The following is an 18,144-nucleotide window of genomic DNA, read 5'->3' on the forward strand; positions in this document are numbered from 1 at the left end:
CTCTCCCTTATTCTCCTAAAAACCATTCCGGGATTTTTTCTTCTAACTTACGAAGAGCATGCCCGCGGTGACTAATGGCATTTTTCTCATCTGAACTTAGTTCCGCCATCGCTTTTTTATATTCTTCCACATAAAAGATTGGATCATATCCAAAACCGTTTTCCCCGCGGCGCTGTTCTAAAATGTATCCTTCACACGTTCCATTCACAATTACCGGTTCTTTATCGGCTTCTGGGAATGCAACTGCTAATGCACAGTAAAAACGAGCTTTACGTTTTTCAAAGTCGATGTCAGTTAGCCCTTGCAAAACTTTATCGATATTCGCTTGGTCATCTTTCGGTTCTCCAGCAAAACGAGCTGAATACACGCCTGGTTTTCCATTTAAAGCATCCACAATCAGACCTGAATCATCTGCAATTACGATAGAATCCAACTGTTTACTCAGACTATCTGCTTTTAAGATTGCATTTTCTTCAAATGTTTCACCAGTTTCTTCGACTTCTTCAATATGAGGAAAATCGTGTAATGATTTCACTTCTAAATCAAATCGCTCAAATAACTCAGCAAACTCACGTACTTTCCCCATATTTTTTGTCGCAACAACAACTTGCTTCATATTTTCCACCTCTACTCTATATGAGATACGATGTCACCTAACGCTTCTTTTTGCATGTCAATCAGTTGGAAAATGCCTTGTTCCGCAGCATCAAGCAGTTCATTTAACTGTGCTCTGCTAAACGTCGCTTCTTCTCCAGTTCCTTGCACTTCAACAAACTGACCTTTTCCAGTCATAATCACATTCATATCAACGTCCGCTTTAGAATCTTCTGCGTAGTTTAAATCTAAAACAACACCTTGCTCTTCAACAATCCCTACTGACGTTGCTGCTAAATAATCTTTCACTGGAATTTTAGATACTTTTTCTGCTTGTAATAACTTCTCAAACGCTAATACCATTGCTACATATGCACCTGTAATAGAAGCTGTTCTCGTTCCACCATCTGCTTGAATAACATCACAGTCAATCCAAACTGTTCTCTCGCCAAGTGCTTCTAAGTCAACTACCGCACGTAATGCTCGTCCAATTAAACGCTGGATTTCCATTGTACGTCCAGTTACTTTCCCTTTACTTGACTCCCTGATTGTACGTTGTTCTGTTGCACGCGGAATCATTGCGTATTCAGCTGTTACCCAGCCCTTTCCTTCTCCACGCATAAACGGTGGTACACGCTCTTCAATTGTCGCTGAGCAAATTACCTTTGTATCCCCAACTTCAATTAACACTGATCCTTCTGGATGTTTTAAATAATTCGTATGAATATGTATATGGCGTAATTCTGTTTTCTCTCTACCATCTACTCGCATAAAATAACCTCCTCATAACTGCTACTCGTTAGTATAGCCAAATTTAAATGTATGATATGTATACAATAAAAGAAGGAGAACCCAAAAAGCAATTCCCCTTTCTTACATAAGTATATCAAATTATTCGTGATTAAAAACCACCTGTATTCACGTTTTCTGGACGATTCACAGGTTTTGTTAACTTTTCACCCTTCTCATCCATAAGATTCGCTTTCCCATTCACTTGAATAGAAACATTTTTCACACCCTGTTTTTCCGTTAAAGATAAAACTAATGATTTCAATACGTAGTTTGAAATCTTACTTTTATCTTTATTCGCAAATATATTTTCATTAAAGTTTAACGTAACATTCCCGTCTTGCAATTTTGGATTCGTAATAAGTTTGACCCCCGGATTAAAGTCACTCAACAGCGAATTTTGATTCGGTCCTTTTACTAGTTCATTTACAACTGTCGTAATATCATTTTCTTTCCCTTCTGCAACGCGGCGCGTAACTGGCACATAATATTGCTGTTTATTATTTTGCGCCATAAAATACAATGTGACTGGTTTTGTATTTGTTACATCCGCTACTTGTTCATCATCGAAATTAATACCATTCGCACGGCTTACCCCTTCACCAAGCGGCGTACCACCAACAGGCATCTTCGCTAATTTTTCACCATTTATTTGGAACTGCACTTGTTTTATCTCTTTAAATTGCGTCAACGTCCACGCTATAGATTCAACAATTTGACGCTCTTCTTCTTTTGCGTAGTTTTTCATCTCGTTAGAGAAATCAATGACTGCCGTCCCATCTTTTTTCAAATTCAAAGTCATCGTTGTATTTGCTGGAATGACTGCACGAAACCCATTGGGTAATAGATCCGTTACTGGCCCATCTTTCACAAGGTATTCTAACGTTTGCTGCACGACCTCATTCGCTTTTGGAGTTGGTATAGTTAACGTTTGTGGTACAACATAACCATTTTTATCAACAAGGTATAGTTCTCTATTCACCGTTTGCCCTTGTTTCTCTTTCTTCGCTACTTCTTTCTTTCCACCCTCTGTATACGTAACTTGTTTTGGTGGATCAATTTGTTCAGTTGCTTTCTCCTGATTTATAAAGCCACACCCTGTTAGTAAAACAGCGCTCACAGTAGCACCAACAACCCATTTAAAAGTGGATTTAGGCATGCCATTCCCCCCTAAAATCTAAGTTTGTACTATTATGTATACGAGCTGTTTCACGTTTTAGAACATGCCTTGCTTCTTATAAACAAAAACTCCTGATTTCTCAGGAGTTCACTTATATGAGTCTACTATTATTTTGTTTCTAAATTGATATGCTTCACATTTTCAATCGGTTGACCGAACCATTTCGATGCAATTTCTTTAAATAAGCCTATTTTTCCAGTTGTTAAGAAGAGATGATCACTTTGTTCTTCTCCCTCATTTAACATTTTACTGTGATATAAAATCGTACTCACTTCTCGCGCTGTTTCATCGCCTGAACTAATTAAGTGCACTTTATCTCCCATTACCGTTTTAATAACCGGACCTAAAATCGGATAATGTGTACACCCTAAAATAAGTGTATCAATATCAGTTTTTTTCAGAGGTTGCAACGTTTCTCTTACAACTTCATAGGCCATTTCACTTTCAAAATTCCCACTCTCCACAAGTTCAACGAAAGGTGGACATGCTAAACTTTCTACCATAACACGGTTATTAATAGACTTTAACGCCTCTTCGTACGCACCACTTTTCACCGTTCCAATCGTTCCAATAATCCCAACATGGTACGTATTTGTCACTTTTAAAGCTGTACGTGACCCTGGATGGATAACTCCTACGACTGGGATCGGTAATTGTTTCTGCATTTCTTCTAATACAACCGCAGTTGCTGTATTACACGCAATAACTAACATTTTGATATTTAAATCTAGTAAATGCTCCGTCATTTCCCACGTAAATTGACGCACTTCTTCTCGAGAACGTGGACCATACGGACAACGTGCTGTATCTCCTAAATATATAATACGCTCTTTCGGCAACTGACGAATTAATTCCTTCGCTACTGTTAAACCGCCAACTCCTGAATCGATAACACCGATTGCTCTATTCAACTTCATCACCCGTTTTCTCATTCATCATCTTATTTTATGTTTATCAGTATATTGTACGCACTTTAAGTTCGCTCACTTAAAATGCTCCTGTATGAATTTTTTTATTTGTACCTGTATAGACTAGGACCTTATTTATTTTGCTCCTTTTTTTCGTAATTTGCAAGACAGAAAAATAACCGACCCTCTATTTGAAAGTCGGTTTCTTCTATATAAAATACGTATTCATTACGTCACTTTTCTCTGAATAGAAGACATTCCTATTAATAAGAAAAAATGAGCAAAAATTAAAAGGACGATAATTTATTTACAGCTCTTTTTATAGCCTTACCTATTTCCACGCTAGACTGCGGATTCTGCCCTGTAATCAAACGCCCATCTACTACAACATGCGGCGTAAAATTAGGTGCTACATAAAATAAAGCTCCTTCCTCCTTCAATTTACTTTCTAGCAAAAATGGAACTCGCTTTTCTAAATGAACAGCTTTTTCTTCGTCATTTGTATAACCTGTTATACGCTTACCCGCACTAAAAAACGAACCATCCTTATTTTTCACACCAACTAAAGAACTTACTCCGTGACAAACAGCCGCTACAATCCGGTTATTGTTATACATATTCTCAATCAAATTTGCGACATACGGATTACCCGGAAAATCTACAATTGCCCCGTGCCCACCACCAAACAAAACCGCATCATAATCCGAAAAATGAGCAATTGAGATCGACTTCGTATTTTGCAATAAAGAAGCGACATACTTAAATTCACGAGGTATGCCATTCGGAATAGACACTCTATCAATAGGCACTCTACCACCCTTTATCGACACAATATCAACATCAAACTTAGCTTTTTCAAATAGATTATAAGGAGCTGCGAGCTCTTCAAGCCATAAACCAGTCGGGTGTCCATTCATATCATGAGCACTTGTTGAAACTAACAATATCCTTTTCAACATATCCCCTCCTTACTACCTATTTATGTATGAGACATTATTATCATTCATATAGAGCGTGAAACAAACAGAAAAACAGCCGACCTTTTGTATAAAAGTCGGCTTTCTTCTTATAGTTCGAGCTCTCCCATGCGAAGAAGCTCACCTATCACTTGCAAAACTTTATAGCCTTTATCTCCAACGCCACGCAACTGTTGTATCCTCCATATAAATAGCAGGTATATCAATCCCTAAATACCGCCGATTAACCTCATCATAAACAAACCAATTTTCGTCATCTAAAAATTCAGGATCTATGCTTTCAACATCAAATACACTATCTTCGTCTACCATCTCGCGAAAATAGTTTTGGAGCGGTTTACTATTCTCGTACAAACGAATTGTTCCGTACATCCATGGCATATCTCCAAAAACATCTTTAATTTCACCTATCTCCATATCCTTAAAATACAATTTCATATTTACACCTTCTTATTCACAAATGATAAAGATACCTATCTTGAATACCTCATCACATTATAAAATCGTTATTTTTAACGCTTTTTCAAACATTTTACCAAAATCATTATATGGTACCTGATGGTTTATCCGCCTCTAAATATGTACTGTCAGATAAGTATTTACAAAACCACGTAATAAAGGATTCTTCCTTTATTACACATATCTTCTCTTTCGAAGTCTGAAATACCTTTTTCCATTTCAAATGTAAACAGAAAAATAGCCGACTCTTTACATAAAAGTCGGCTTTCTTCTTATAGTTCGAGCTCTCCCATGCGAAGAAGCTCAACAACTGCTTGTGAACGTCCTTTAACCCCTAGCTTTTGCATTGCGTTTGAGATATGATTGCGTACTGTTTTTTCACTTATAAAAAGTTCACCTGCAATTTCCTTCGTTGTTTTATCTTGAACCAGTAATTCAAATACTTCTCTCTCTCTCTTTGTGAGTAACGGTTTAGATTGATACGCTTTTTCCTTCAACTGGTATAACCCTCCTTGCTTAAGCCAGAGCCGTGTATGTGTAAGTTGGGTGTTTATTTAGTCAAGATATTGTATGAACGAAATGTGCAGGTGGTGAATGAAAATGGGCTTTATTTCCAATGTTATTTTAGACTTTTATACAGTGCGTGCACTCATTTTATCCACTTACTTTTTAATGCGCCATATTTGTTCTAGTAATATACTTACAACTGTACCTACAAACAAACCATTTCCAAATATATATTGCATAACAGACGGCAACGATTGGAGCGCTCCAGACGGTAAAAACATAACACCGCTGCCAAATAATACTGCTACTCCTAAAATTGTTACATTCCTTTCATTAAGCTCCACTTGTTTTATATTGTTTAGCCCAATCCCAATTAGCTGTACGAATGAAGCCATTAAAACCGCAGATGCAACAGCGGATGGTAACGACGCTAAGTAACGAATAATGCTTGGAAAAAGCGACATAACGACTAGTAGTACACATGCTATTAAGAACGATCGTATATATTTTTGTTTTGTTAAGCGTATAAATCCTGCTGTTGCTGGTAACGGAACGACACCTACAGTTGAAAATACAGAGGAAATGATATGTGAAATCCCTCCAACCCACGTACCATCCTTCAACTGTTTTTGTTCAATTGTTGCTTTTTGAATGGTAGCTTGATTAATCGCTATAATAGCTGCCACTGTATTTGAAACTAAAATACATACCATAACGAAACTTGATACTGCCATCCCTGTATTCCATTTTGGAAGTCCCCAAGCAAATATATGTGGAAATTGCACAACATGAGTTACTTGAGACGGAATTGTCACTTTCCCTGCAATTAAAAAGATAATCCACCCACTAATTAATCCTATTAAAACTGCATAACTTTTGACAAAACCTTTTCCAAAATTAGATAGTATAATAACGAACAGAAATATACTAAACGCAATTATTGCTGTAAATCCATCGATTTGAGAAACAGTGGCTGTAATTCCTAGCATTCCTTTCAAAAATACACCACTTAATTGTAAACATAACAAAAGTAAAAACGTCCCTGTCACAAGCGGCGTAAATAAAAATAAAATACGTCCTATAAAGCCACTTATCCCTAATCCTATTAAAATAACACCGGAAATTATCATCCCTAATTCTAATATTTGCAACGTACTATGTAATTGATCCTGCCCGACGGTTGCATAAGCAAGTACGGTAAATACACCAACCCAAGATCCAGCTGGCCCATCGGCAATTGGTAATCTATGCCCGATCCATCCTTGTAGAAAAGAAGATATACCAACTACAAAAAACGTACGCTGCATTAAATAAAATATCTCTTCCGTCGTAAGATGAAATAATCCGCCAACGACAATTGGTAGTGCGATTGAATTTGCTAATAAAAAAATAAACCATTGCAAAGTTCCCATAATATGATTTTGGTTATGTTGATTGTCCAAATTTTTCATCCCTTCTAACTTTCCTACACGAAATATAACGTTAGAATAAAAAAGAAGAGTTCTATATTTACAATTAGAACCCTCCTTAAAATATTTAAACGATTCTTCTATACAAGATTATTCAATTCCATCTCATTTAAACTTCCAACAACAATATTTCCTTTATATACGACTAGATGTTTCTCTGTTTGACGCGCTACTGCTTCAGCGACGCATGTTGCATTCGTCAAAACAAAACTCGCTTCATCCCCGACATTTGGCCATACTCGCTTCCCTTCATTATTTAAAGTTTCCTTCCCTCCCGTAATAAAGCGAAGTGCCTTTCCTAACGATCTTTCGTCACTCCACCCAAAACGCTCTGCTAATCGATTTGCCTTTTGCAGCATATCACCTGTTCCGAACGGCGACCAATGATCTGTAATACTATCATTTCCTAATGAAACTTTAACACCTTTTTTATCTAATAATGGAATTGGGATTACTTGTTTACCAATTGGCACAGTTGACGTAATATCAATATGTAAAGCTGCTAGTCTTTCTGCCACTTCTTCAGCTTCTTTTTCAGTAACACCACCAAGTCCAAGCGCATGACTAATTGTTACGCGACCTTGCCATCCTGCTTCTTCTGTTAAGCTTGCTAATCTCTTCATCGTAAACGTACCAAGATTATTCGCATCATGCAGATGAATATCAACATCCGCATTAAACTCTACTGCAATATCCATAATTGTATGTAATGACTTTTCAATGTCATTATCCACTGTAGCTGGATCCACGCCTCCGACTAGATGCGCACCCATACGCATCGCATCTTTTACAAGTTGCACAGAATTACTGCGCAATAGTCCATGTTGCGGAAAAGCAACGATTCTACCAGACACCCGATCTTTATATGTTTCTAATGCCGCTAACGTCGCCTCTAAATTTCCAAGTCCAATAACAGGATCAACATTACAATGCGTTCTAATATTCGTTGCACCATTTCGAAGCAATAAATCTAGCATATTTTCCGCTCTGCCTTGAGCAGTCGCTAATTGTTTTGGCAAAATCGTTTCTTCTTCATTAAAACGTGTAAAAATACTTTCTGCTGGCATGCAAGCTTTCCAAGGCCCACTATAATACGTTTTATCAATATGAATATGCATCTCTTCGAAAGCCGGCAAAATTAATAAGCTATTGGCATCAAGAGTTACTATCCCTTCCTCTTGAACAATCCCTTCTATAATTTTTTTAATTCTCCCATCTTCAATGAGTAAACTGCATAATTCTGTTTCTGTTTGTAAAATTTTACCATCTCCGTATGTATACCCTGATTCAAGCATTACATTAGTCACCCAATATACTGTCATCTCTATTTCCCCACCCTTTATTAAAAATCACCTCATACCTCTTTCTATAATTTTAATATCAACTGAAAATTAAGACAATTAATACGACCGTTTCCTAAAAAAAATGTAATACAACCTTATAGTCTTCTCATAAATTTCCATATAGAATAGAAATATGTAGTTTGATATAAAAAGGAGTTGATCGTAATATGTCAAAAAAATTATGTAAATCCGAAACTGATAAAATGCTATTTGGTATATGTGGTGGTTTAGGAGAATATTTTGATATTAGTTCTACTCTCATTCGTATCCTTTGGGTCATTGCTGTTTTATGTTTTGGGACGGGATTTTTAGTCTATTTCATTTGTTTATTACTTATGCCACGTTCGTACTAACGGTATCATTCATATACTTAAGCGAAATATATATAAATCACCTATAAAATTCTTTTCTATAGGTGATTTTTTCATGAAGAATACTTCATCGTTAAATGTAATACCGCCACTTCATCCTCATTATTTCGATAACTATGTTTCTTATTCGCTTCAAATTGAATGGAGTCAAACTCATTTAATTCATATACATCATTCTCCACTTGAATCGAAACTTTCCCTTTCATTACTGTTACAAGTTCAATAGCACCTTCATGATGAGCTTCTGGTTCATATATACTATTTGATCTTAAACAAGCACGGTGCATTTCCATCCCTGTTTCTTTCGTGTAACGGAACATCGTTTCTAAGTGCCATGCTTGTCCTACATCTACCGCAAATCCTTCCCCGCAGCGCGCAACAGCTACAGGTTCTCCAACAACCATTAACCTCGATAAAGGAATTGATAACCCTTTCGTTATTTTCCAAATGACAGCTAACGTCGGATTCGTTTCGCCTCTTTCAATTTTTCCTAATGTTAATTTACTAACCCCTGTTTTTTGAGCTAATTCTTCTAAACTTAATTTTTGTTCATTACGAATTTGTCTTAGTAGCTGACCTACTTGCTGAATAACTTCTTTCGTTTGCATATCTTCATTTTCTTTCATCTATAAAACCACCTTAAAGTATAAAATAGTTTACTTTTATTATATCAAAGTATATTATACTATACGTAATTATTTAATTTCGAAAGGAGTGCTTACTTCATGCGCGCAATATTATTAGGACTTTTATCCTCAGCCTTCTTTTCCGCAACCTTTATTATTAATAGAGCGATGAATGTATCTGGAACAAGCTGGGCTTGGACAGCTTCCTTCCGTTTTTTATTCGCTCTCCCTATTTTATTCCTTATCGTTTTATTTCGCAAAAACTTAGGGGCTTTATGGGCAGAGTTAAAGAAACATCCATTAGCATGGATCGGGTGGGGTTCCGTTGCGGGTATTGGTTTCTATTCTTTATTAAGTTTCGCAGCTGTCTTTTCACCAGCGTGGCTCGTTGCTGGAACTTGGCAAGTTACGATATTAGCAGGTTTACTACTATCACCACTATTTTTCGTTAAAATAAAAACAAAATCGGGTATAAAACTTGTACGCGGAAAAATTCCACTTCGCAGTTTATATGTAGCATTATTTATTTTACTTGGTGTAATTTGTATGCAAGCGACTGCAGCAGGTCATATTACAATGACTCAGTTCATTTCAGGTTTTTTACCTGTCGTGTTAGCTGCATTCTTATATCCGTTCGGCAACCGAAAAATGATGGAACTTGTTGGCGGACGTCTTGATACATTCCAACGTGTATTAGGAATGGCAATTGGAAGTCTTCCTATTACAATTCTCCTTGGTATATACGGCTTTTCCACGACTGGTATTCCATCATCAACTCAAATGCTTCAAGGCTTTTTGTTAGCACTATGCTCTGGAGTCATTGCGACGATGACTTTCTTCTTTGCTACCGACTTAGCAAAAGATAACCTCGCTTTACTTGGAGCTGTTGAAGCAACACAAGCTGGAACGATGATCTTTACAGTGCTTGGTGAAATTATTTTCTTGAATGGTTCATTCCCTGGTGGTCTTTCCCTACTCGGAATGATTATTATTATGTTAGGAATGGTTGCAAATAGTATTTTAAACCGTTCTGCTCCAGTCGTTAAACAGAAAAAATCAGCATAAAAAAGAGTATGGTTCTATAACAAAGAGCCATACTCTTTTTTTATTGTCCCCCTATTTCGCCTTATCAGAATAGTATTTCATTGGCTGTTTACACTAAAACCTATGTTATAATACGTTTCATGCGCAATAATAGGAGGTAAATTATGTTAAAAAAAGCAATTGCTGAATTTATTGGTACATTTGTACTTGTATTATTCGGAACTGGAGTAGCTGTCACTGGTGGCGGAATTGAAGGAATTGGAACATTAGGAATCGCTATGGCTTTCGGTCTATCTATTGTAGCTATGGCATATAGCATCGGAACAGTTTCTGGATGTCACATTAACCCAGCGGTATCAATCGCTATGTTCATCAACAAAAGAATGAACGCTATGGAACTTTGTTATTATGTATTAGCTCAAATTTTAGGTGGTTTATTAGGAACTGCAACGTTAGTAACAATTTTACGCTCTGCTAAAACACCTTTAGATAATTTAGGACAAAATAGTTTTGGAACTCTTGGTTTATCTGGAGCATTTTTAGTTGAATTCATTTTAACTTTCGTATTTGTTTTAGTTATCGTTGCTGTAACTGGTAAAAAAGGAAGTTCTTCTTTAGCTGGACTAGTAATTGGTTTCACATTAGTATTAATTCACTTATTAGGCATTCCGTTAACTGGAACATCTGTTAACCCAGCTCGTAGTATCGCACCAGCTTTATTTGTTGGTGGAGAAGCACTTTCTCAACTATGGGTATTCATCGTTGCCCCAATTCTTGGTGGTATCGTAGCAGCTGTTGTAGGGAAGTTTATTTTAAATACTGAAAAATAGAATTTTCAATATTTCTGAATAAAAAAAGGCGAGCCCTCTTCATGAGGTAGCTCGCTTTTTTATTCTTTAATTTTAGACTTTAAATTTGTAACTAATTGGTCTACCGTTACGTTTGCAAGTACGTTTTCCATTGCTTCTTGCGCTTGCATTAAAATAATTTCTAATACTGATTGAATATTAGCTCCTACTGGACATTCAATGTTGGGATTTTCATGGAAGGAAAATAGATGTCCTTCTTCTACAACTTCCACTGCTTTATATACATCAAGTAATGTAATTTCTTCTAAATCACGAGCAAGTGTCGTACCACCTTTACCGGCTTGTACATCAACAAGTCCTGCTCTCTTCAACATTCCTGTAATGCGACGAATCACAACTGGATTTGTATTCACACTACCAGCAATCCATTCAGAGGTACAGCGAGAGTTTCGATCTATCGCAAGTAATGTCAGCATATGAACACCTACTGTAAACCGACTACTAATTCCCATCTGCACACCCTCCTTCGTATTCATTCTATTAAAAGACAACTCTTATTATTATATACTATTTTTAATTTATACATAAAGAAAAAGCATGATTTCAATAGGAAATCATGCTTTTCTCTCATTATTGACGCTTTATGAATTTCGCTAAATCTTTAAATTTCACTTTATCTGAGTAATTCATTACACCGTTTACGTAAATGCGGCTTGTAACAGCACTTAATATACCGATTGTCGCTAAAAGAACCGCCATTGTTATCGTAATTTCTAACATACCAGCTTCACCAGCTACAAAGCGTGAGAATGTAATCATCGGGGTGAAGAACGGAACGTAAGAACTTACAACAACAACAGTACTATTTGGATCACCTAGCGATTTAATACTTATAAAGAATGCTGCCATTATTAAAATAGACACTGGCAAAATAACACCTTGTAAATCCTCAGTCCTAGAGACAACCGCACCAGCAGCCGCATACATCATCGCATAAAGGAAATATCCTGTAACAAAATAAATAAGGAACATACCGATAACTTGTGCATCTATCTTTGTAAAATCAATTGGTGCTCCAAATAATGAACCATTTTCTAAATCTACCCATCCTAGTAACCAAGGAACCAAGTAACCACATGCCAATACGGCAAGTTGTAATAACGCCGTTGAAACAACCGCTAAGATTTTTGCATACATCATCGTCAGTGGTTTTACTTTCGGAATCATAACTTCCATAACGCGAGAAGCTTTTTCAGAAGCTATATTCATCGCAATTGTACTTCCGAACATGATAATAAACATATACAAAGCAAATGTAAAGAAATATGCAATTCCTGCGGAAGCAGAACGATCTTTTATCGCTTCTTGTTTCACAGAAATTTCGGTTTGCAATTGCTGTGCAATTTCCGGTGAAACATTATGTTTAGCAATTGTTACTGCTGTATATTGCGCTTTTAAATAACTAGCTATAATTGTAGAAGTTGTTTCACTAGGTAACTTATTAAACATATACGTAACCTCTGGAACTCCATTCTTTTCGGTTACATGAAATAAACCATCCAGTTCGCCATCTTCTACTTGTTTATGCAGTTTATCAAAATCCACTTTTGAACCGACAGTTATTTTTGCTGATGGTAATAGCTTAGTTAACTCTTCTTTTTGTACTTTATATGTGGAACTTTCCGTTACAACCGCAATTTTATCTTTATCCTTATTTTTATCATTTCCTGAAGTAAAGTGATTAAATGCAAAAATCCCAAACACAACTAAAAATAAAATCGCACTTGTAATTAATGATTTCTTAGATAAAAACGCTTCCCTAAAATAAAATGAAAATACATGAGAAAATTTACGCATCGTTATTTCGCCCTCTCTACAAAGATTTCGTTTAACGTCGGCTCTAACATTTTAAATTGTCGTAAGCTAACACCTTGCTCTTGCAACTGCTGCAAAATCTTGAGAGCTTCCGCATCATCTTGTACTTTCACATAAAGAAGGCCTTGTTGTTTTTCATACAATACATGTATAGCTTCTAATCCCTTTTCATTCTCTACTGTATCTTCAATCGTTAAATTACGGAAACCGTATTCTTTCTTAATATCACTTAGCTGCCCTTTTACGACTGCTTCACCTTTTTTCAAAATACATACATGTTGGCAAAAAGCCTCTACTTGTTCCATACGATGACTTGATAAAATAATTGTCTTTCCGCTCTGTACTTGTTCTTCAATAATACTAGCTAACATCCCGGCATTGACCGGATCCAGCCCGCTAAATGGTTCATCTAAAATGAGAAGCTCCGGATTATGTAGAAGAGCAGCAATTAATTGGATTTTTTGCTGATTCCCTTTTGAAAGCTCTCCTGCTGTTTTAAATTTATATTCCGGGATTGCTAATCGATCTAACCAGTGATCAATAGCAAGATCCACTTCTTTCTTCGTCATTCCTTCTAATCTACCAAAATAACGCAATTGATCTATTACTCTACTTTTTGTATATAAACCTCTTTCCTCTGGTAAATATCCAATTGTTACCCCGCTATTACCAAATGTTTTTCCATCCCATGTAATAGAGCCTTCATTAGGCGTTAATAATCCAAGAAGCATTTTGATTGTTGTTGTTTTCCCTGCACCATTTCGTCCAAGTAACCCTAGTACTTCACCTTTGGGTAACGAAATTTGCAAACCGTTAACTGCTTTTGATTCCCCAAATTGTTTCGTTAAGTTTTGAATTTGTAAACTCAAAGTATAAAGCCTCCCCTTTAGTATCATTCGTACTCTCTTTCAAAGACTATGTTTATTCAAGACAAAATATAGCACTACCCTTCATCCTCTTATATGTAAACACCGTCATTAATCCATCATTTGTTCTATTTAGTTAAAATTGTAAATAATATCATGTTATTTGTCAATTATAATTGTCATTCCGACAATAAAACTTGTCAAAATGATTCCCATCACTTTTCTCATCTTTCTAATATAGGACATACTACTATATATACAAAAGACAATATGCAAATGTTCATAAAAAAATTTTATATTTTAATATATAATATAAAATGATTTTCTAACATCAAGGAGGATACATATGAAGATGAAGAGGGGGATTACCACTTTATTATCTGTAGCCGTTCTGTCTACATCGCTTGTAGCATGTTCAGGAACACCAGAGAAAACAGTGGCGAAAGAAGAAAAAGTAAAATTAACAGATCAGCAATTAATGGCTGATTTATGGTATCAAACAGCTGGCGAAACGAAAGCGCTTTACTACCAAGGGTACAATATCGGTCAATTGAAACTTGATGCAGCTCTTGCAAAAGGGACAGAAAAAAAACCTGCTATCGTACTTGATTTAGACGAAACTGTTTTAGACAACAGTCCTCATCAAGCAATGAGCGTAAAAACAGGAAAAGGCTATCCTTATAAGTGGGATGACTGGATTAATAAGGCCGAAGCTGAAGCACTTCCTGGCGCAATTGATTTCTTAAAATATACAGAGTCTAAAGCTGTAGATATTTACTACATTTCAAATCGTAAAACGAATCAACTAGATGCGACAATTAAAAATCTCGAACGTGTAGGTGCTCCTCAAGCAACGAAAGAACATATATTATTACAAGATCCGAAAGAAAAAGGAAAAGAAAAACGCCGTGAACTCGTTTCTCAAACACATGATATTGTCTTATTCTTCGGTGATAACTTATCTGATTTCACTGGTTTTGATGGGAAATCTGTAAAAGATCGTAATGATACGGTAGCAGATTCAAAAGCACAATTTGGTGAGAAATTCATCGTTTTTCCTAATCCAATGTACGGCGATTGGGAAGGCGCTTTGTATGACTATGATTTCAAAAAATCAGATACAGAAAAAGATAAAATCCGTCGTGACAACTTAAAATCATTTGATGATAAGTAAAAAGAGGATGGCATTCACCATCCTCTTTTTACTGCATATTTCTTGTTAAAGGCAAAATAAACACTTCTACACGTCTATTTTTTGCTTTTCCTTCTTGTGTATCATTTGGAGCAATTGAACGGTATTCTCCGTAACCAATCGCACTAAATTTTTCTGGTTGCAATTCTTTATTTTGAAGTAACACCTGCATAAAATTAACTGCTCGCTGCGTACTTAATTCCCAATTTGATGCAAACTGTGCGTTTGAAATAGGAACATTGTCTGTATGACCAGATACTGTAATTTCACGAGGTGATGCTGAAACAAGTAGGTTAGACATCTCTTTTGCAATCCCTAACGATTCCAATTTCACATCTGCCTTCCCTGAGTCAAAGAGTACATTTTCTAATATTGTTACCATTAAACCTTTTTCGGTTAAATCGGTTTTAAAAGAAGACGATAATTGCTTTTCTTCAATATACTTATCAATACCTTTTTGTACTGCCTTTAATTCATTCATTTCTTGTTGCTTTACTTCAGCTTCAGCATCTTTTTTAATCTTCTCAGATTCCAAACCACTTGCCGATAACTCTTTTTCGTCCTTCGGTTTTTGATCACTTAAAAACTCTTTATTTCCTGTTCCACCTGCTAGTTCACTACGAAAAGCTACTGCCATCTGTTTAAATTTCGCAGCATCTATACTACTCATTGCAAATAAAACAATAAACAAAGCAAATAACAACGTTAGCATATCAGAATATGGAATTAACCAACTTTCATCAATATGCTCATCGTGTTTTTTCTTTTTACCTCTTCTATTTTTCTTACTCCGCATTTTTTTCCGCTCCTTTTTCTAGCTTCTTACGCTCAGTCGCAGAAAGCGCTCCTAAAATGCGGTTTTTCATAATAAACGGATATGTACCTTCTTGTAACATTAATAAACAATCAATAATTAAACGTTTCTTCTCTAATTCTGCGGCAGACTTTTGTTTTAATTTATTTGCAAATGGATGCCATAACACGTAACCTGAAAAAACACCAAAAATCGTTGCAATAAATGCACCTGAAATAGCATGCCCTAGCTTTTCAATATCAGTTAAATTTCCAAGTGCAGCTACAAGACCAATAACAGCACTTAAAACCCCTAATGTAGGTGCATATGTACCAGCTTGCGAAAAAATAGCAGCTCCTTTTGCATGCCTCTCTTCAATTGCTTCTAGTTCAGCCTCTAAAATCTGTTCTAAATCTTCCGCAGATACACCATCAATAACAAATTTCATACCACGTAAAAGAAATTCATCTTGAATTTTATCTAATTGTTGCTCTAAAGACAAAATACCGTATTTTCGACTTTCAGATGTCCAATGAACAAATAATTCTAGCAATTGCTCATAGCTTAAATCTTTTTTATTTGAACCAAAAAGAACTTTAAATAATTTTGGAACCCTTTTTAGTTGATTCATCGGAAATGCAATACAAACTGCGGCAAATGTACCGACAAAAATAATTAATGCTGCGGCAGGGTTCAATAAGGCTGTTACGTCAGCGCCCTTAACGAACATCCCTAATATTACCGCTACAAATCCTAAAATGATTCCAATAATTGTTGCAAAATCCATTCCCATTCACTCCTAGTCTATACAAGAAGTCCTTTATTCTCGATAATCGCTACATCTTCTTATACATATATATTGCATAAAAAATGAATTTCATAAAAGACAAGAAAGGAATTATATGAAAAAATACTACATTTTCACACATTTTTTGACATTTTCTTTGCATTTCTATTACGTTACGACTCTTATATTTCCTTTTCAATAAACTAGACTTATAATAAAAACGATACATATTTTATTAAGAAAGGACTGTGATTACAAGGCATCATGAAAAAAATAATAATTATTTCTGCCGCTACTATTGTAATCGGTATCACATCTTTCGCTTACTTTGGTTCTAAATCACCACTACAAAATGAGGCGAAAGCTGTCGAAAGTCAAAAACATAGTAACCACCAAAAAGAGGAGATTCCTGCTTTTCCAAAAGCTGATCATAATGCAAAGAAACTAGATGATAATTTTTCAGTTGTAACAAATCCAGAATCTAATCTTGTCTTAGTTAATAAACATCGAAAACTACCAGATGGATACACTCCTGAAGACTTAACGAGACCAAACGTACCATTTACTAGTCCAAAAGACAAAGAAAAAACTCTACTACGCAAAGATGCTGCAGACGCACTTGAAAATATGTTCCAAGCGGCGAAAGAAGAAGGGTTAGAACTTACAGCAGTTTCAGGTTATCGTTCTTACAAACGTCAACAATCGTTACATAACACATATATTAAGCGCCAAGGAAAAGCTGAAGCTGATTCAGTAAGTGCAATTCCTGGCACAAGTGAACATCAAACTGGTTTAGCAATGGATATTAGTTCAAAATCTGCTAAATTCCAATTAGAGCCTATCTTTGGAGAAACAGCAGAAGGCAAATGGGTTGCAGAGCATGCCCATGAATTCGGCTTTGTCATTCGTTACTTAGAGGATAAAACAGAAACAACTGAATACGCATATGAACCGTGGCACTTACGCTATGTTGGTAATCCATACGCTACATACATATATAAACATCATTTAACATTAGAAGAAGCGATGGAAGACAAAAAATAAGAGAGCAATTCGCTCTCTTATTTTTCTTTCACTCTATCATTGTAGCAATTTTTCTTTCCATTCTTCAGGCCACGCTGCGCCTCTTCCAGTTTTTTTCGATGCTTGCACCATCATACCGCGTCCAACTAAACAAACTTCTCCTTCTGCATTTTTTACCATATAATGCAAATCTAAAGAAGAATTCCCAACTGATCCTGCCTTTACATACACCTTCAACTGTTCATCAAAATAAATTTGCTTGATAAAATTACATTGTAAATCTGCAACAACAATCATCGTTTCTGATGATTCATGTGTCCATTCTTGCATAAATCCGAGTTCTTTAAACAATGCGATACGTGCTTCTTCAAAATAGGTAAAAGCAACAACATTATTTACATGGCCAAACATATCTACTTCACCAAAACGAACTTTAACAGAATTATAAAATGAAAAATCACTTTCCCATTTCCCAAAGTCTTCAATATAAGAAATTCTCTTCACTGTTCTCTCCCCTTTTCCCTTTAATAAA

General features: G+C 35.9%; 21 protein-coding genes and 1 pseudogene. 5 read left to right on the forward strand and 17 right to left on the reverse strand.

Going from position 1 to position 18,144, the window contains the following annotated elements; genetic code table 11:
* Nucleotides 1-7 precede the first annotated feature (7 nt).
* The 10 genes and pseudogenes from MR065_RS17840 to MR065_RS17885 form a co-directional block, all read right to left on the reverse strand.
* A complete protein-coding gene (locus MR065_RS17840; RefSeq protein ID WP_242214590.1) occupies nt 8-616 on the reverse strand; it encodes an XTP/dITP diphosphatase in 609 nt (202 codons plus the stop codon).
* Between the two features lie 11 nt (nt 617-627).
* Complete coding sequence (gene rph / locus MR065_RS17845; RefSeq protein ID WP_001261765.1) at nt 628-1,365, reverse strand: ribonuclease PH; 738 nt, start codon at nt 1,363-1,365, stop codon at nt 628-630.
* Nucleotides 1,366-1,495: 130 nt separating this feature from the next.
* Nucleotides 1,496-2,542: a GerMN domain-containing protein gene (locus MR065_RS17850; protein ID WP_242214591.1), complete on the reverse strand. Its 1,047-nt coding sequence runs from the start codon at nt 2,540-2,542 to the stop codon at nt 1,496-1,498.
* A 128-nt stretch (nt 2,543-2,670) separates the two neighbouring features.
* On the reverse strand, nt 2,671-3,480 hold the full coding sequence (gene racE, locus MR065_RS17855) for a glutamate racemase (protein WP_242214592.1): 810 nt from the start codon (nt 3,478-3,480) through the stop codon (nt 2,671-2,673).
* 278 nt (nt 3,481-3,758) lie between these two features.
* Entirely contained in the window at nt 3,759-4,430 is a 672-nt protein-coding gene (locus MR065_RS17860) for a type 1 glutamine amidotransferase domain-containing protein (RefSeq protein ID WP_242214593.1), read from the reverse strand.
* A gap of 168 nt (nt 4,431-4,598) precedes the next feature.
* Complete coding sequence (locus MR065_RS17865; protein ID WP_242214594.1) at nt 4,599-4,886, reverse strand: hypothetical protein; 288 nt, start codon at nt 4,884-4,886, stop codon at nt 4,599-4,601.
* A 57-nt stretch (nt 4,887-4,943) separates the two neighbouring features.
* Nucleotides 4,944-5,073 (reverse strand): annotated as a pseudogene (locus MR065_RS17870) (YrhA family protein); the annotation flags it as partial.
* 106 nt (nt 5,074-5,179) lie between these two features.
* Nucleotides 5,180-5,404 (reverse strand): spore germination transcription factor GerE, encoded by a 225-nt coding sequence (gene gerE / locus MR065_RS17875; protein WP_000659484.1) that lies wholly within the window; start codon nt 5,402-5,404, stop codon nt 5,180-5,182.
* 165 nt (nt 5,405-5,569) lie between these two features.
* The gene (locus MR065_RS17880; protein ID WP_242214595.1) at nt 5,570-6,865 is read right to left on the reverse strand and encodes a purine/pyrimidine permease; all 1,296 of its coding nucleotides are present in this window, start codon (nt 6,863-6,865) and stop codon (nt 5,570-5,572) included.
* Nucleotides 6,866-6,963: 98 nt separating this feature from the next.
* Nucleotides 6,964-8,205, reverse strand: a complete 1,242-nt coding sequence (locus MR065_RS17885) for an amidohydrolase family protein (protein WP_242214596.1) — start codon at nt 8,203-8,205, stop codon at nt 6,964-6,966.
* A 188-nt stretch (nt 8,206-8,393) separates the two neighbouring features.
* Between MR065_RS17885 and MR065_RS17890 the strand changes: the two genes are divergently transcribed.
* Complete coding sequence (locus tag MR065_RS17890; RefSeq protein WP_098268772.1) at nt 8,394-8,579, forward strand: PspC domain-containing protein; 186 nt, start codon at nt 8,394-8,396, stop codon at nt 8,577-8,579.
* 71 nt (nt 8,580-8,650) lie between these two features.
* On the opposite strand, the gene MR065_RS17895 is transcribed toward MR065_RS17890, so the two are convergent.
* Entirely contained in the window at nt 8,651-9,223 is a 573-nt protein-coding gene (locus MR065_RS17895) for a helix-turn-helix domain-containing protein (RefSeq protein WP_097905955.1), read from the reverse strand.
* A 99-nt stretch (nt 9,224-9,322) separates the two neighbouring features.
* Between MR065_RS17895 and MR065_RS17900 the strand changes: the two genes are divergently transcribed.
* Both MR065_RS17900 and MR065_RS17905 read left to right on the forward strand, forming a co-directional pair.
* Entirely contained in the window at nt 9,323-10,288 is a 966-nt protein-coding gene (locus MR065_RS17900; RefSeq protein ID WP_097905954.1) for a DMT family transporter, read from the forward strand.
* Between the two features lie 143 nt (nt 10,289-10,431).
* Nucleotides 10,432-11,097, forward strand: coding sequence for an MIP/aquaporin family protein (locus MR065_RS17905; RefSeq protein ID WP_097905953.1), 666 nt, complete (start codon nt 10,432-10,434; stop codon nt 11,095-11,097).
* A 59-nt stretch (nt 11,098-11,156) separates the two neighbouring features.
* Here MR065_RS17905 and MR065_RS17910 read toward each other — a convergent pair whose 3' ends face one another.
* The 3 genes from MR065_RS17910 to MR065_RS17920 all read right to left on the reverse strand — a co-directional run bounded on the left by MR065_RS17910 (nt 11,157) and on the right by MR065_RS17920 (nt 13,820).
* Complete coding sequence (locus MR065_RS17910; RefSeq protein ID WP_000512995.1) at nt 11,157-11,588, reverse strand: Rrf2 family transcriptional regulator; 432 nt, start codon at nt 11,586-11,588, stop codon at nt 11,157-11,159.
* Nucleotides 11,589-11,706: 118 nt separating this feature from the next.
* Entirely contained in the window at nt 11,707-12,933 is a 1,227-nt protein-coding gene (locus tag MR065_RS17915; protein ID WP_242214597.1) for an ABC transporter permease, read from the reverse strand.
* Nucleotides 12,934-12,935: 2 nt separating this feature from the next.
* The gene (locus MR065_RS17920) at nt 12,936-13,820 is read right to left on the reverse strand and encodes an ABC transporter ATP-binding protein (protein WP_242214598.1); all 885 of its coding nucleotides are present in this window, start codon (nt 13,818-13,820) and stop codon (nt 12,936-12,938) included.
* A 343-nt stretch (nt 13,821-14,163) separates the two neighbouring features.
* Here MR065_RS17920 and MR065_RS17925 point away from each other — a divergent pair, with 343 nt between their 5' ends.
* Entirely contained in the window at nt 14,164-14,991 is an 828-nt protein-coding gene (locus tag MR065_RS17925; protein ID WP_242214599.1) for a 5'-nucleotidase, lipoprotein e(P4) family, read from the forward strand.
* Between the two features lie 28 nt (nt 14,992-15,019).
* Here MR065_RS17925 and motB read toward each other — a convergent pair whose 3' ends face one another.
* Nucleotides 15,020-15,805, reverse strand: coding sequence for a flagellar motor protein MotB (gene motB, locus MR065_RS17930; RefSeq protein WP_098989039.1), 786 nt, complete (start codon nt 15,803-15,805; stop codon nt 15,020-15,022).
* Nucleotides 15,795-16,589 (reverse strand): flagellar motor stator protein MotA, encoded by a 795-nt coding sequence (gene motA / locus MR065_RS17935; RefSeq protein WP_242214600.1) that lies wholly within the window; start codon nt 16,587-16,589, stop codon nt 15,795-15,797. The genes motB and motA overlap by 11 nt, the downstream gene beginning before the upstream one ends.
* A gap of 264 nt (nt 16,590-16,853) precedes the next feature.
* Here motA and MR065_RS17940 point away from each other — a divergent pair, with 264 nt between their 5' ends.
* Nucleotides 16,854-17,633, forward strand: coding sequence for a M15 family metallopeptidase (locus tag MR065_RS17940; RefSeq protein ID WP_242214601.1), 780 nt, complete (start codon nt 16,854-16,856; stop codon nt 17,631-17,633).
* A gap of 36 nt (nt 17,634-17,669) precedes the next feature.
* On the opposite strand, the gene MR065_RS17945 is transcribed toward MR065_RS17940, so the two are convergent.
* Entirely contained in the window at nt 17,670-18,116 is a 447-nt protein-coding gene (locus MR065_RS17945; protein WP_242214602.1) for an acyl-CoA thioesterase, read from the reverse strand.
* Between the last annotated feature and the right edge of the window lie 28 nt (nt 18,117-18,144).

Source organism: Bacillus cereus group sp. BfR-BA-01383, from assembly GCF_022663495.1.
Lineage (GTDB): Bacteria > Bacillota > Bacilli > Bacillales > Bacillaceae_G > Bacillus_A > Bacillus_A cereus_AU.

Excerpts from the sequence above, each read along its gene's own strand:
- MR065_RS17840 (WP_242214590.1), bottom strand. The coding sequence starts at position 616 with ATGAAGCAAGTTGTTGTTGCGACAAAAAATATGGGGAAAGTACGTGAG.
- rph (WP_001261765.1), bottom strand. The coding sequence starts at position 1,365 with ATGCGAGTAGATGGTAGAGAGAAAACAGAATTACGCCATATACATATT.
- MR065_RS17850 (WP_242214591.1), bottom strand. The coding sequence starts at position 2,542 with ATGCCTAAATCCACTTTTAAATGGGTTGTTGGTGCTACTGTGAGCGCT.
- racE (WP_242214592.1), bottom strand. The coding sequence starts at position 3,480 with ATGAAGTTGAATAGAGCAATCGGTGTTATCGATTCAGGAGTTGGCGGT.
- MR065_RS17860 (WP_242214593.1), bottom strand. The coding sequence starts at position 4,430 with ATGTTGAAAAGGATATTGTTAGTTTCAACAAGTGCTCATGATATGAAT.
- MR065_RS17865 (WP_242214594.1), bottom strand. The coding sequence starts at position 4,886 with ATGAAATTGTATTTTAAGGATATGGAGATAGGTGAAATTAAAGATGTT.
- MR065_RS17880 (WP_242214595.1), bottom strand. The coding sequence starts at position 6,865 with ATGAAAAATTTGGACAATCAACATAACCAAAATCATATTATGGGAACT.
- MR065_RS17885 (WP_242214596.1), bottom strand. The coding sequence starts at position 8,205 with ATGACAGTATATTGGGTGACTAATGTAATGCTTGAATCAGGGTATACA.
- MR065_RS17890 (WP_098268772.1), top strand. The coding sequence starts at position 8,394 with ATGTCAAAAAAATTATGTAAATCCGAAACTGATAAAATGCTATTTGGT.
- MR065_RS17895 (WP_097905955.1), bottom strand. The coding sequence starts at position 9,223 with ATGAAAGAAAATGAAGATATGCAAACGAAAGAAGTTATTCAGCAAGTA.
- MR065_RS17900 (WP_097905954.1), top strand. The coding sequence starts at position 9,323 with ATGCGCGCAATATTATTAGGACTTTTATCCTCAGCCTTCTTTTCCGCA.
- MR065_RS17905 (WP_097905953.1), top strand. The coding sequence starts at position 10,432 with ATGTTAAAAAAAGCAATTGCTGAATTTATTGGTACATTTGTACTTGTA.
- MR065_RS17910 (WP_000512995.1), bottom strand. The coding sequence starts at position 11,588 with ATGGGAATTAGTAGTCGGTTTACAGTAGGTGTTCATATGCTGACATTA.
- MR065_RS17915 (WP_242214597.1), bottom strand. The coding sequence starts at position 12,933 with ATGCGTAAATTTTCTCATGTATTTTCATTTTATTTTAGGGAAGCGTTT.
- MR065_RS17925 (WP_242214599.1), top strand. The coding sequence starts at position 14,164 with ATGAAGATGAAGAGGGGGATTACCACTTTATTATCTGTAGCCGTTCTG.
- motB (WP_098989039.1), bottom strand. The coding sequence starts at position 15,805 with ATGCGGAGTAAGAAAAATAGAAGAGGTAAAAAGAAAAAACACGATGAG.
- motA (WP_242214600.1), bottom strand. The coding sequence starts at position 16,589 with ATGGATTTTGCAACAATTATTGGAATCATTTTAGGATTTGTAGCGGTA.
- MR065_RS17940 (WP_242214601.1), top strand. The coding sequence starts at position 16,854 with ATGAAAAAAATAATAATTATTTCTGCCGCTACTATTGTAATCGGTATC.